Origin of the sequence: Aureimonas sp. SA4125 (assembly GCF_019973775.1) — a bacterium.
GTDB lineage: Bacteria > Pseudomonadota > Alphaproteobacteria > Rhizobiales > Rhizobiaceae > Plantimonas.
This window is the reverse complement of record NZ_AP025032.1, coordinates 2262353-2275578: the sequence shown is the minus strand read 5'-3', so window position 1 is coordinate 2275578 and position 13226 is coordinate 2262353. Positions and strand designations below refer to the sequence as shown.

9 protein-coding genes and 1 tRNA gene are annotated in these 13226 nt (G+C 66.9%); 2 read left to right on the top strand and 8 right to left on the bottom strand.

Annotation, left to right across the window (positions count from 1 at the left end):
- Positions 1-40 precede the first annotated feature (40 nt).
- The 3 genes from Sa4125_RS10530 to Sa4125_RS10520 all read right to left on the bottom strand — a co-directional run bounded on the left by Sa4125_RS10530 (position 41) and on the right by Sa4125_RS10520 (position 4550).
- Positions 41-664 carry a hypothetical protein gene (locus Sa4125_RS10530; protein ID WP_224006880.1) on the bottom strand — a complete coding sequence of 208 codons (624 nt, stop codon included), beginning with the start codon at positions 662-664 and terminating at the stop codon, positions 41-43.
- Positions 665-747: 83 nt separating this feature from the next.
- Positions 748-4257 carry a transcription-repair coupling factor gene (gene mfd, locus Sa4125_RS10525; RefSeq protein ID WP_224006877.1) on the bottom strand — a complete coding sequence of 1170 codons (3510 nt, stop codon included), beginning with the start codon at positions 4255-4257 and terminating at the stop codon, positions 748-750.
- Entirely contained in the window at positions 4254-4550 is a 297-nt protein-coding gene (locus Sa4125_RS10520) for a succinate dehydrogenase assembly factor 2 (protein WP_224006874.1), read from the bottom strand. The genes mfd and Sa4125_RS10520 overlap by 4 nt, the downstream gene beginning before the upstream one ends.
- A 127-nt stretch (positions 4551-4677) precedes the next feature.
- Between Sa4125_RS10520 and recG the strand changes: the two genes are divergently transcribed.
- Positions 4678-6783: an ATP-dependent DNA helicase RecG gene (gene recG / locus Sa4125_RS10515; protein WP_224006871.1), complete on the top strand. Its 2106-nt coding sequence runs from the start codon at positions 4678-4680 to the stop codon at positions 6781-6783.
- 112 nt (positions 6784-6895) lie between these two features.
- On the opposite strand, the gene Sa4125_RS10510 is transcribed toward recG, so the two are convergent.
- From Sa4125_RS10510 to Sa4125_RS10490, 5 genes are all read right to left on the bottom strand, one after another.
- Positions 6896-7312 carry a hypothetical protein gene (locus Sa4125_RS10510; RefSeq protein WP_224006868.1) on the bottom strand — a complete coding sequence of 139 codons (417 nt, stop codon included), beginning with the start codon at positions 7310-7312 and terminating at the stop codon, positions 6896-6898.
- A 161-nt stretch (positions 7313-7473) separates the two neighbouring features.
- Positions 7474-8160, bottom strand: coding sequence for a DUF502 domain-containing protein (locus Sa4125_RS10505; protein WP_224006864.1), 687 nt, complete (start codon positions 8158-8160; stop codon positions 7474-7476).
- Between the two features lie 422 nt (positions 8161-8582).
- Positions 8583-10409, bottom strand: a complete 1827-nt coding sequence (glmS, locus tag Sa4125_RS10500; protein WP_224006861.1) for a glutamine--fructose-6-phosphate transaminase (isomerizing) — start codon at positions 10407-10409, stop codon at positions 8583-8585.
- A 137-nt stretch (positions 10410-10546) separates the two neighbouring features.
- On the bottom strand, positions 10547-11911 hold the full coding sequence (gene glmU / locus Sa4125_RS10495; RefSeq protein ID WP_224006858.1) for a bifunctional UDP-N-acetylglucosamine diphosphorylase/glucosamine-1-phosphate N-acetyltransferase GlmU: 1365 nt from the start codon (positions 11909-11911) through the stop codon (positions 10547-10549).
- 78 nt (positions 11912-11989) lie between these two features.
- Positions 11990-12802 (bottom strand): cytochrome c biogenesis CcdA family protein, encoded by an 813-nt coding sequence (locus tag Sa4125_RS10490; protein WP_224007742.1) that lies wholly within the window; start codon positions 12800-12802, stop codon positions 11990-11992.
- A gap of 283 nt (positions 12803-13085) precedes the next feature.
- On the opposite strand from Sa4125_RS10490, the gene Sa4125_RS10485 reads away from it, so the two are divergent.
- A tRNA-Lys gene (locus tag Sa4125_RS10485) sits at positions 13086-13161 on the top strand.
- The last annotated feature ends 65 nt before the right edge of the window (positions 13162-13226 follow it).

The following is a 13226-nucleotide window of genomic DNA, read 5'->3' as shown; positions in this document are numbered from 1 at the left end:
TCCCCCAAGGGGAGAAGAAATTGGTTCTGCGACGCCGCGATCACAAAATCCCCCGCCATGCCGCCTCGTGGCTGCCGCGATGGTTCGCCATCCCTGGCTTCGTCAGGCAGCCCTTCGGCGCGACGAAACTGTCTATCCGCCGCACCGGGCGCTCGTGCCAGCCGAGGTTGAAGGCGAAGTATCTCGGGAAGAACTGCATCTGCGAATAGGGCAGATGGTCGTGGATCCACCAGGCCAGCCGCTGCCAGTCGCCGGGCGCCTGGAAGCGATTCCAGAAGGTCGGTACGACGATGCAGGCCATGGCGCCCATGCAGCCGTCGGCGTCGCGGCGGTCCCAAATGTGACCGCCAAGGTCCTTGTGGTTGGCTGCGCAATTGTAGCCGGCCTTGCCGGCGCGCTGCTGCGCGCAGCCGAAGCCGTTGACCTCGGCCGAGCGGTAGGACGAGCGGACCGCCAGCCGGCCGAAGACGTCCTGAAGCGGTTCGAGCAGTTCGTGGCAAAGGCGCGTGCCGGCGGCGATGGCGAGGTCCGGATCGTCCGGCAGATTGGAAAGACCGTGGATGGTCGCGATGTCGGAATAGAGAAAGTCGCGCATGAAGAAGGTTTTCGACAGGCGCGTCCGGCCGAAACCGGTCAGCGCCTGAACTGATTGCGGCTTGCGCATGCGCCCTTCCCCCTTGCCCCGGTCGGGCTCCTCGCCCCGACCGGGGAAGAAGAAGATATCCAGGACCCGCAGGCAATCCGTTTTCAGGCGGCCTTCTTCATCGCCTCCTCGGCAAAACGCGCCAGCTGCGTCGCGATGGTCGCGGCGCCGGCGAGGCGCTTGGCCGGTTCCGTCCAGTCGCGCATGAGAACGATCGACTGGTCCGGCCGGATCTTTGCCGCCGCGCCCTGCTCGGAGATGTAGCGCACCAGCGCGACCGGGTTGGCGAAGGTCTTGTCGCGGAACTGGACGACGAGGCCCTTCGGCCCGGCATCGAGCTTCTCGATGTTGGCGCGCCGGCAGAGAGCCTTGATGTAGACGACCTTCAGGAGGTGCTCGACCTCGTCCGGCAGCGGGCCAAAACGGTCGATCATCTCGGCGCCGAAAGCGTCGATCTCGCGGATGTCGGAGAGATCGGCCAGGCGGCGGTAGAGGCTCATGCGCAGCTGCAGGTCCGGGACGTAGGTCTCCGGGATCATCACGGCGCTGCCAAGGCTGATCATCGGCGACCATTTGCCGTCGCCGACATCCGGCTCGCCCTTCATCTCGGCCACGGCCTCCTCCAGCATCTGCTGGTAGAGCTCGAAGCCGACTTCCTTGACGTGGCCGCTCTGCTCGTCGCCGAGGAGGTTGCCGGCGCCGCGCTGGTCGAGATCGTGGCTGGCGAGCTGGAAGCCGGCGCCGAGCGTATCCAGCGACTGCAGCACCTTCAGCCGGCGATCGGCCTGCGCGGTCAGCGTCTTGTTGGCGGGGATCGTCATCAGCGCATAGGCGCGCAGCTTGGAACGGCCGACGCGGCCGCGCAGCTGGTAGAGCTGGGCGAGGCCGAACATGTCGGCGCGGTGGACGATCATCGTATTGGCCGAGGGGATGTCGAGGCCGGATTCGACGATCGTCGTCGACAGGAGGACGTCGTACTGGCCCTCGTAGAAGGCGTTCATGATGTCTTCGAGCTCGCCTGCAGCCATCTGGCCGTGGGCGACGGCGACCTTCAGTTCCGGAACATGCTCGGACAGGAAGTCGTGGATGCCCTTGAGATCGGAAAGACGCGGGACGACGTAGAAGCTCTGGCCGCCGCGATAGCGCTCGCGCAACAGCGTCTCGCGCACCACCAGCGGATCGAAGGGCGTGATGAAGGTGCGCACCGCCATGCGGTCGACCGGCGCCGTGGTGATCAGCGACAGTTCGCGCACCCCGGTCAGCGCCAGCTGCAGCGTCCGCGGAATGGGCGTTGCCGACAGGGTCAGAACGTGGACGTCGCTCTTCAGCTCCTTCAGCCGCTCCTTGTGGCGGACGCCGAAATGCTGCTCCTCGTCGATGATGAGAAGGCCGATGTTCTTGAAGGTGACGCCCTTGCCGAGCAGCGCATGGGTGCCGACGACGATGTCGATCGTGCCGTCGGTGAGGCCCTTCTTGGTCGCGGCCAGATCCTTCGCCGTGACGAGGCGCGAAGCCTGCGCGACGTTCAGCGGCAGGCCGTGGAAACGCTCGGAAAACGTCTTGAAATGCTGGCGGGCGAGGAGCGTGGTCGGCACCACGACAGCGACCTGCAACCCGTTCATCGCGGCAGTGAAGGCGGCGCGAAGCGCCACTTCCGTCTTGCCGAAGCCGACATCGCCGCAGACGAGGCGGTCCATCGGCCGGCCGAGCGCGAGGTCGTCGGCGACCGCGTCGATGGCGCTCTGCTGGTCCTCGGTCTCCTCATAGGGGAAGCGCGCGGCGAACTCGCCGGAAAGGCCTTCGGGCGGCAGAAGCTTCGGCGCGCCGCGGGTCTGGCGCTCGGCGGCGATGCGGATGAGGCCGCCGGCCATGTCGAGCAGCCGCTTCTTCAGCTTCGCCTTGCGCGCCTGCCAGGCGCCGCCGCCGAGCTTGTCGAGGATGGTCTCCGAGCCCTCGCCGCCATAGCGCGACAGAAGCTCGATGTTCTCGACGGGCAGGAACAGCCGGTCGTCGCCGGCATAGCGGATTTCCAGACAGTCGTGCGGCGCCCCGGCCGCCTGGATCGAGCGCAGGCCGACGAAGCGGCCGATGCCGTGATCGACATGGACGACGATGTCGTTCTCGTCGAGGCCGGAGACCTCGGCGATGAAATCGGCGCCGCGCTTCTTGCGGCGGGCCCGGCGTACCAGGCGGTCGCCGAGGATGTCCTGTTCGGCGATCACGGCGATGCGGTCGGTCACAAAGCCGGCCTCGATGCCGAGCACGGCCGTCGCGACGACGTTCTTCGGCGCCTCCAGCGCCTGCTTGAAGCTCTCGACCGCCTTCAGGCCGCCGAGGCCGTGCTCTTCGACGACCTGCACCAGGCGTTCGCGGGTGCCTTCGGACCAGGCGGCGAGGATGACCTTCAGGCCGTTCGCACGGAGCGTCGAGATGTGCTCGACGGCGCGCTCGAAAACGTTGACGTCGCCGGCCGCGCGCTCGGCGGAGAAATTGCGGCCGCGGGTGATCTCGAGGTTCACCGTGTCGCGCCCACCCTTGTCCGGCAGCGCGAAGGCCGACAGACGCACCGGATCGGCGCTGGCGAGGCCGCCGATCAGCTCGTCCTCGGAAAGATACAATTCGTCCGGATCGACCGGATGATAGGGGACGGCCTCGCTCGTCCCCTCGCCCGCGCCGCGCTTGCGGCTGTCATAATGGTCCTGGATGGTCTTGCGGCGCTCGGCGACGGCCTCCAGCACGAGGTGGTCGAGAACGATCGGAAAACCGGCGCAGTAGTCGAAGAGCGAATCGAGCTTTTCGTAGAAGAGCGGCAGCCAGTGCTCCATGCCGGAGAAACGCCGGCCCTCGCTGATCGCGGCGTAGAGGCCGTCATTCCTCAGCGGTGCACCGAAGCGCTTGAGGTAGTTTGTGCGGAAGCGGCTGATCGTCTCGTCCTTCAGCGACACTTCGCTGACCGGAGCGAGTTCGAAACTCTTGCGCTGGGCGGTGGTGCGCTGGGTCGCGGGATCGAAGGTGCGGATCGATTCCAGTGTGTCGCCGAAGAAGTCGAGCCGGATCGGCTCCTCGTCGCTCGGCGCGAACAGGTCGAGGATGCCGCCGCGCACCGCGAACTCGCCACGCTCGCGCACCGTCGCCACGCGCTCGAAGCCGCCGCGCTGCAGCACCTTGACGATGTGGTCCATGGCGATGCGGCCGCTCGCCTTGGCCGAGATCGTTTCGTCCGCCAGCACCTGCGCCGGCGGCATCTTCTGCAGCAGCGCGTTGGCGGTGGTGAGGACGAGCGCCCGGTGCGGCTCGGCGCGCAGATTGCCGAGCGCCGTCATCGCCGAGAGGCGCATGGCGGCGGCTTCTGCGGAAGGACCGACGCGGTCGTAGGGCAGGCAGTCCCAGGCGGGCAGCGAGATGATGGGCAGCTCGGGCGCGACGAAGCGCAACGCGTCTTCCAGCTCGGCCATGCGGTTGCCGTTGCGCATGACGAAGATCAACGGCTTCTTCGGCGACCGCTGCCGGGCGATTTCGGCCAGGAGGAATGGCTCGTAGCCGTCGAGCACATTGCCGATCGACAGGCCGTGGCCGCCGCCGAGGGCCTTGGCCAGGCGCTCCTGGTTCTTCATCGCGCGACCGCCCCGTCAACGGCGCAGAACGCCTTGATGCGGCGGTAGAGCGGCGTGTCGAACGCCTCGGGGACGGCAATCTCGTCGGTGAGCCACATGAAGACATCGCGGTCGATGGTGTCGAGCAGCAGCTCGAAATCATCCATTTCGGCGTCGCTGAGCTCGCTGATCTGCGCATCGGCGAATCGGCCGAAGACGAGATCCATCTCGCGCATGCCGCGATGCCAGGAGCGGAACAGCGCCTTGCGGCGGCGGACGTCGAGATCGGTGGAGGAGCGGCGCGTGCCTGACATGTCTTATCCGGATGCTGGGATTGCGCTCCGTATATAGGGAGCCTTGCACAGTGTCAGCCCGTCGCCGGATTTCGGCTGGCGGGATGCCGGACTTGTCAGCGCCGCAGCAGCCTATAAACCTCCCCGCATGCGCCCCTCGCTCCTCGATCCCCTCTTCGCGCCGGTGACCACGCTCGACGGTGTCGGGCCAAAACTTGCCGGCCTGTTGAAGACGCTGCTCCTGCCGTCCGGTTCGGACGCCAGCTTGAGGGTGCGCGACCTATTGCTGCATCTCCCCGCCAGCGTCGTCGACCGGCGCCAGCGCGGCGAGATCGCGATGGCGCCGGAGGGGGCGATCGTCACCCTGACGGTGCGCATCGACCGCCACCAGGCGCCGGGGCGAGCGTCGAGCATGCCCTACCGGGTGTTCGCGCAGGACGAGACGGGCGAGATCGCCCTCACCTACTTTCGCGCCCAGTCCGGCTGGATGGAAAAGCTCTTACCGGTCGGCGAGACCATGGTCGTCTCGGGCCGGGTCGAATGGTTCAATGGCCGGCCGCAGATGGTCCATCCGGACTTCGTCTGCAGCCTCGAAGAGGCCGAGACGATGCCGCTGGTCGAGCCGGTCTATCCGCTCACCGCCGGCCTCTCGGCGAAGGTCCTGCGCAAGGCGATCGCCGGCAGCCTCGCCGAAGTGCCGGCGCTGGCCGAGTGGATCGACCCCGCCATTGTCGCGAAGCACTCGTTTCCCCGGTTCAATGACGCGCTGAGCCGCCTGCATGCCCCCGAGGACGCGCTCGCCATCGACCCTCTCGGTGCGCCCTGGCGACGACTCGCCTATGACGAGTTCCTCGCCGGCCAGCTGGCGCTCGCTTTGTCCCGGCAGAAGATGAAGAAAGCGCGCGGCCGGCCGCTGAAGGGCGACGGCAGCCGCACGGCCAGGGTGATCGCCGCCCTGCCCTTCGTGCTGACCGCGGGTCAGGCCCAGGCCATTGCCGAGATCGATGCCGACATGGCCGATGGCGAGCGCATGCTGCGCCTGCTGCAGGGCGATGTCGGCGCCGGGAAGACGGTGGTGGCGCTGATGGCGATGGCACGGGCTGCCGAGGCCGGGGCGCAGTCGGCGCTGCTCGCCCCGACGGAAATCCTCGCCCGTCAGCACGCGCAGGGGCTCGCATCCTATGCCGAGGCCGCGGGCTTGCATATGACCCTCCTCACCGGCCGCGACACCGGCCGCACCAGGGCGGAAAAGCTGGCGGCGATTGCCGAGGGGCGGACCGACATCGTCGTCGGCACCCATGCGCTGTTCCAGGACGCCGTGGAGTACCACGATCTCGGCCTCGTCGTCGTCGACGAGCAGCACCGCTTCGGCGTGCACCAGCGCCTCAGCCTGACGGCCAAGGGTAGGACCCCCGATCTTCTGGTGATGACCGCGACGCCGATCCCGCGGACGCTGGTTCTCGCCGCCTTCGGCGACATGGACGTGTCGAAACTCCAGGGCAAGCCGGCCGGACGCAAGCCGATCACCACCGTCGCCGTGCCGATGGAGCGCCTGCCCGAGATCGTCGCCCGCGCCGGCAAGGCGATGGACGACGGCGACAAGCTCTACTGGGTCTGCCCGCTCGTTGAGGAATCGGAAAAAAGCGACCTGATGGCCGCCGAGGAGCGTCACCGCCAGCTCGCCGGCATCTTCGGCGACCGAGTCGGGCTGGTGCACGGGCGCATGACGGGCGAGGAGAAGGACGCCGCCATGGCCGACTTCAAGGCCGGCCGCACCCGCATCGTCGTCGCCACCACGGTGATCGAGGTCGGCGTCGACGTGCCGGACGCGACCATCATCGTCATCGAGCATGCCGAGCGCTTCGGCCTCTCACAGCTGCACCAATTGCGCGGCCGCGTCGGGCGCGGGTCAAAACCATCATCCTGCGTCCTCCTCTATCGCGCGCCGCTCGGCGAGACGGCCAAGGCGCGGATCGCGGTGATGCGCGAGACCGAGGACGGTTTTCGCATCGCCGAGGAAGACCTGAAGCTGCGCGGCGAAGGCGACCTGCTCGGCACCAAGCAGTCCGGCCTTCCCGGCTTTCGCGTGGCGCAGGTCGAGTTGCACGGCGATCTCCTCGAGACCGCCCGCGACGATGCCCGCCTCGTCCTCACCCGCGACTCCGAACTGGAGACGCCGCGCGGCGAGGCGCTGCGCACGCTCCTCTATCTGTTCGGGCGCGACGACGCGATCCGCCTCCTGCGGGCTGGATGACCGGTCACGGAACGCAGCCGCGCTCCGCTGGCCGCGAAGCTTGAAGGTGCAACCCGCTCGAAACCGCGTTTCCTTTCCCCAGCGCCCGCATGCAGGCGCGGCACCGCAAGGCTCAGCCGACGATCTCGTAGGAATAGGACGCGCACATCTCGGCATCGCTCTCCGGCGGTGCATCGCCGGTGAAGACGCCGAGCGTCATGTCAGCTCCCGCGCCCCAGCTCGCGATATAGGTGACGTCGCCATTGCCGCAGAGCGAGTTGCCGTTTTCGAGCACCGGATCGGCCGGGTCGGCGACGCGGAAGACCGAGGCAGGGACGTCCCGGCCGTCGACGACGAAATGGTCGGCAACGAGCTCCGAAAAGTTCAGCATCGCGCCGTTGGCGAAGGTGATGCTGAAATCGTCCATGTCGATGTCGCCGGTGATGCTCATGGCCGTGTTGCTGGTGGCGCTGTAGCTGTCGGCCACGGCTGGCGGCAGGGAGCCAAGGACAAGGGCTGAGGCAAAAGCGATGCGAGGCAAGAAATGCATGGGGGGATTTTCCGGGTGTTCGGCCGGTGCGGCCGTGGTTCCGATGTCATCTCATGCCGCATGGTGGCTGTCGATACGGCGCATGCGGCCATTCCGCAAGGCACCGTGTCGGCGTTGCAAGGCCGTGCGATCCGTCGCTCGGCACTTCCGTCAGGGGATCGTCAGCCGATCTCTTCCGGCTGGGAAGCAAGCCGCCCCTCCGCGATGCGCGACGCCTCGGCCTGCGTCACCGACTGTTCGCCCTCAGGTCCGACGATGCCGGCGGAGATGACCAGCTTCATGGCGTCTTCGACCTTCATGTTGAGGATCTTCACGTCCTCGCGCGGCACGTAGAGCAGGAATCCCGAGGTCGGGTTGGGCGTCGGCGGCAGGAAAACGGCCAGCAATTCGGTCCCGTCCGCCTCGAACAGCGAGGCGATCTCGCCCCGCGCGGTCGTCGCGATGAGGACGATCGACCAGATTCCGCGGCGCGGATACTCGATCAGCGCGGCCGTCTTGAAGGAATTCGACTGCGAGGCGAAGACCGTCTCGAAGATCTGCTTCAGCGCGGTGTAGAGCGTGCGGACCAACGGCATGCGCCCGAGCATTCGCTCGCCCCAGCCGACGATCGTCTTGCCGATGAGGCTGGCCGTCAGGAATCCGATCAGCGTGATCAGGAAAAGTGCAACGACGAGCCCGAAGCCCGGGACGCGGAAGAAGAGGTAATTGTCGGGATTGTAGGCGCTGGGAATGTAGGGTTTCACCCAGCTGTCGACCCAGACGACGAAGGACCAGGTGAGCCAGGCCGTGATCGCCAGCGGCGCGCAGATCACGAAGCCCGTCAGGAAGTAGTTTCTCAGCCGTGTCATTGCCCGTCCAAACTCGAAACCGCCCCTGCACTGCAGCAATCTGCACCGCATCGCCGCAAGACGCGAGAGCAGACTGCCATGCTTCGCGCCCAACCACGGCGAAATCGGGCCAGACCGGCAAACATTTGGGACGGGCGCGGGATTGATAGCGTCGACCCGCCGGGCAAGGACTCGCGGGACTTCCAGCACTGTGCGACCCAGCCGGCCGTGCGGATGGACAGGGGCGAACGCAGCTTCCCCATAATCAGCGAAACATCCCGACGTCGGCAGGAGCCGTGTCGTTTTCCGGTCGCGGCGCCCATGAGACGCGCAACCTGGCGCGCACCAGCATTTCCGTTGCGTCGGCGACAACCGTCATCCGTGATGACGGCGCAAGAACCCGTTGTAAATATCCGTAATTGCTGAACTTTAGCCTTGGTCAGTTATTCCACCGTCACCGACTTGGCCAGATTGCGCGGCTGGTCGACGTCGGTGCCCATGTGCACGGCGGTGTGGTAGGCCAGCATCTGCAGCGGAACGGCGAAGGCGATGGGTGTCAGGATTTCGGGCATGTCCGGCAGGACCAGCGTCTCCATGGCGCTCACCGCGCCGGCACGAGCCCCCTTCTCGTCGGTGATCAGGATGATCCGTCCGCCGCGCGCGGCGACCTCCTGCATGTTCGACACGGTTTTTTCGAACATCCGGTCATGCGGCGCGACGACGATCACCGGCATGGTCTCGTCGATCAGCGCGATCGGCCCGTGCTTCAGTTCACCCGCCGCATAACCTTCCGCGTGAATGTAGCTGATTTCCTTGAGTTTCAGGGCGCCTTCCAAGGCCAGGGGATAGCTGAGGCCGCGGCCGAGATAGAGGGCATGGCGATAGGTCGCCAGTTCGCGCGCCAGGATCTCGATCTGGCCCTCCAGCTTGAACGCCTCCGCGACCATGCGCGGTCCCTCGGCGAGCGCCCGGGTCATCGCCAGTTCCTCGTCCGGCGAGATCACGCCGCGGTCGATGCCGGCGCGGATCGACAGCGCCGCAAGCGCCATCAGCTGGCAGGTGAACGCCTTGGTCGAGGCGACGCCGATTTCGGGCCCCGCCAGCGTCGGCAGGACGACGTCCGACTCGCGCGCGATCGTCGATTCCTGGACGTTGACGACCGAGGCCGTCTTCAGCCCCATCGCCTTGGCATAGCGCAGTGACGCCAGGGTGTCGGCCGTCTCGCCGGACTGCGAGACGAAGAGCGCGAGGTCGACGTCGCCGAGCGGGCTCTCGCGGTAGCGGAACTCCGAGGCGACATCGATGTCGCAGGCGATCCTCGCATGCCGCTCGAAATAGTAGCGGCCGGTGAGGCCGGCGAGATAGCCGGTGCCGCAGGCCGAGATCGCCATGCGCTTGATGTTGGTGAAATCCAGCGTCTGGCCGTTCGGCACGCGGGTGCGGCCGGTGGTCATGTCGACGAAGGAGCCGAGCGTATGGCCGATGACCTCCGGCTGCTCGTAGATCTCCTTCTGCATGAAGTGCCGATGATTGCCCTTGTCGACATAGAAGGCCTTGCCGACCGAGCGCCGGATCGGCCGCTCCACCGCGAGCCCGTCGACGTCGAATATCTTCGCCTGCTGGTGGTCGAGCACGACGAAATCGCCGTCCTCGAGATAGCGCACCGCGTCGGTGAAGGGCGACAGAGCGATGGCGTCGGAGCCGAGGAACATCTCGCCCTGGCCGATGCCGACGGCGAGCGGCGAGCCGCGGCGTGCGCCCACGATCAACTCCTCCTCGCCAGCGAAGACGAAGGCCAGCGCGAAAGCCCCTTCCAGCTGCGGCAGGATCTGCCGGACAGATTCGACGGGATCGGCCCCCCGATCGAGAGCGCGGGTGACGAGGTGCGCGATGGTCTCGGTGTCGGTCTCGCTTTCGAAGACATAGCCGTCGGCCTCGAGCGCCGTGCGCAGCTCGCGAAAATTCTCGATGATGCCGTTGTGGACGACGGCGACGCGGGGCGTCGCGTGCGGATGGGCGTTCCGCTCGGTCGGTGCGCCGTGCGTCGCCCAGCGGGTATGGCCGATGCCGATCGTGCCGCCGAGCGGCTCGCGCTTCAGGAGCGCTTCGAGGTTGACGAGCTTGCCCTCGGCCCGGCGCCGGTCGAGACCGGCCTCAGACAAGGTGGCGATGCCGGCGGAATCATAGCCGCGATATTCCAGCCGCTTCAAAGAGTCGACGAGCCTGTCGGCGACCGGGTGACGGCTGACGATCGCGATGATTCCACACATTCGACGTCTCCTCGGTTGGTTGGACTGCGGCAAGCCGCTGCAGCGCTTTGCCGGCGATGCCGGCCTCGGTCCAGACACTCTTCATTGCCGGCCGTGACATTTTGGCTGGGTCGACGTCTTCTGCGAAGGCCTTGGCGTCAGCTGGCAGGCTTGCCGCGCGCTGCCTTGGCGGCGGCATTGCGCTCGGCGATCTCGCGACCGCGGCCGGGCTTCGTCACCTGACGCCCTCGCCCGATGGCGAGAGCGTCATCCGGCACGTCCTCGGTGATGACGCTGCCGCTGCCGACATAGGCGCCCGCGCCGATGCTGACCGGGGCGACGAGGGCCGAGTTCGAGCCGATGAAGGCGTTCGCGCCGATGGCCGTATGGTGCTTCAGCGCGCCATCATAATTGCAGGTGATCGTGCCGGCGCCGATATTGGCATGGGCGCCGACCGAGGCGTCGCCGATATAGCTGAGATGGTTGACCTTGGCGCCCGGGCCGACCTCGGCGTTCTTCACCTCGCAGAAATTGCCGACCTTGGCGCCCCCGGCCAGGCTCGTGCCCGGCCGCAGCCGGGCAAACGGTCCGATGGCGACGCCTTCGCCGAGGCGGGCTCCTTCGATATGCGAAAAGGCGTGGATGACACTGCCCGCGCCGATCGAGACGCCGGGTCCGAAGACGATGTTCGGCTCCAGCAGAACCTCGGCGGCGATGTCGGTATCGTGCGCGAAGAAGACCGTCTCCGGCGCGATCATCGAGACGCCCGCCAGCATCATCTCGCGCCGGCGCCGCTGCTGCCAGATCGTCTCGACCGCGGCGAGTTCCACCCGCGTGTTGACGCCCAGAACCTCGTCGGCATCCGCTTCGATCGCGCGGACAGTTTCGCCGCGGGCGCGGGCGATCTCGATGGCGTCGGTCAGATAATATTCGCCCTTGGCGTTGGCATTGCCGATCGCCAGGAGAAGTTCGAGCGCGATGTCGCCGCGCAGCGCCATGACGCCGCCGTTGCAGAATTCGATCCGGCGCTCGTCCTCGCTGGCATCGCGCTCCTCGCGAATGGCGAGAAGCTCGCCGTCCCGCTCGATCAGCCGGCCATAGCCCCGCGGCGTCGCTGTGCGGAAGCCGACAACGCAGACCGCGGCTCCCACGGCCAGTGTCTCCCGCGCCCGCGCGAGCGTTTCGGGCCTGACCAGCGGCGTGTCGCCGAAAAGGATCAGCACGTCATCGAAGCCCTCCGCGATGGCGTCGCGAGCGGCCAGCACGGCATGGCCGGTGCCGAGCCGCTCCAGCTGCACATGCGTCGACAGGCCGGGAATGGAAACGCCGACGGCGGCGGCAACCGTCGCCGCGTCGCGGCCGATGACGAGCGCCGTGCGCGTCGAGCCCGCCGCCTCGGCCGTCCGCGCGACATGGCCGACCATCGACAGGCCCGCCACCTCGTGCAGAACCTTGGCACGGGCGGATTTCATCCGCGTGCCTTCTCCGGCGGCGAGGATGATGGAGAGGCAGGTGCGGTTCATGATCGCATTCCGTTCGCAGGTCACAGGCCGTCTTCAGAAAATTAGCAGAGGAAGCTGAGCAATGGGTGAATCGCCGCGTCAGGTGGCGATCGCCTCGACGTTCATCAGCGCCGGGAAGGTCTCCAGGAGCCAGAAGGAGATTGTCTGCATGCCGCCGGTGAGGAACAGGATTCCGGTCAGCACCAGAAAGACGCCCATCGCCTTCTCGACGAGCCCGAGATGCCGCCGGAACCGGCCGATCAGTCGGAGAAAGACGCCGGAGAAGGCGGCGGCGAGGAGAAAGGGGATGCCAAGCCCGGCCGAATACAGACCGAGCATCACCGCGCCCGCGCCGACCGTGTCATGCGTACCCGCCAGGCCGAGAATGGCGCCGAGGACAGGTCCGATGCAGGGCGTCCAGCCGAAGGCGAAGGCCAGACCCATCAGATAGGCGCCCAGCACGCTGCGCGGCTTGTCGGGCGCGCGGAACCGCGCCTCGCCGGAAAGGAAGGCGATCCGGAAGACGCCGAGGAAATTCAGCCCCATGACGATGATCGCAAGGCCCGCGATGATGCCGAGCCAGTCGAGGTTCTGGCGGAGGATCTGCCCGACCGAGCTCGCACCGACGCCGAGCGCCACGAAGACGGTGGAAAAGCCGAGGACGAAGACAAGGGCCGTCGCCAGCACCCTGATATAGCCGTTTGTGCCGAGGCGCCCCGACGGCACCGATTCCATGGCTTGCGCCCCGACCGCCTGCGCTCCGACCGAGCGCATTTGCGGCCCGGCCCTCAGCTCCTCCACCGAGACGCCGGCCATGTAGCAGAGATAGGGGGGCACCAGCGGCAAGACGCAGGGCGACAGGAAGGAGAGCGCTCCGGCCAGCACCGCCGTCGGATAGGACAGATCGTCGATCAAGCAGCCATTCCTTCCAGCCGGGTCGTCGTTCCCGGTAACGCGCTTGCCCGCAACGGATCCCGGAGACGAGGCTGGCTCACCCGTGCACGACGACCGTGCTTCGGTCGCAACCCGGCGGCAATCCCGTCCGGGACCCGGCCGTGCCACGAAGTAGCCGAAACTGCAAATCACGCCCTCTTCGGCTTTTCTGGGGCCATGGCGGATTTGCGGTTGACCGCTCCCTGCCCCCTTTCTATGGTCCGCCCGATTTCGCGAGCGGGCTCAAGGCTCCTCGCCAGTCGAGCGCGTAGCTCAGTTGGTAGAGCAACGGACTTTTAATCTGTAGGTCCCGGGTTCGAGCCCCGGCGCGCTCACCATATAAACCTTTGAAGTGTATGAAGAAATTTAGACAGCGGAGTGGGTGTTCGACTCCTCTTTGCGA

What these genes read in the sequence shown, in the direction of transcription:
- Sa4125_RS10530 (WP_224006880.1), bottom strand. Translation starts at nt 664, where the DNA reads ATGCGCAAGCCGCAATCAGTTCAGGCGCTGACCGGTTTCGGCCGGACG.
- mfd (WP_224006877.1), bottom strand. Translation starts at nt 4,257, where the DNA reads ATGAAGAACCAGGAGCGCCTGGCCAAGGCCCTCGGCGGCGGCCACGGC.
- Sa4125_RS10520 (WP_224006874.1), bottom strand. Translation starts at nt 4,550, where the DNA reads ATGTCAGGCACGCGCCGCTCCTCCACCGATCTCGACGTCCGCCGCCGC.
- recG (WP_224006871.1), top strand. Translation starts at nt 4,678, where the DNA reads ATGCGCCCCTCGCTCCTCGATCCCCTCTTCGCGCCGGTGACCACGCTC.
- Sa4125_RS10510 (WP_224006868.1), bottom strand. Translation starts at nt 7,312, where the DNA reads ATGCATTTCTTGCCTCGCATCGCTTTTGCCTCAGCCCTTGTCCTTGGC.
- Sa4125_RS10505 (WP_224006864.1), bottom strand. Translation starts at nt 8,160, where the DNA reads ATGACACGGCTGAGAAACTACTTCCTGACGGGCTTCGTGATCTGCGCG.
- glmS (WP_224006861.1), bottom strand. Translation starts at nt 10,409, where the DNA reads ATGTGTGGAATCATCGCGATCGTCAGCCGTCACCCGGTCGCCGACAGG.
- glmU (WP_224006858.1), bottom strand. Translation starts at nt 11,911, where the DNA reads ATGAACCGCACCTGCCTCTCCATCATCCTCGCCGCCGGAGAAGGCACG.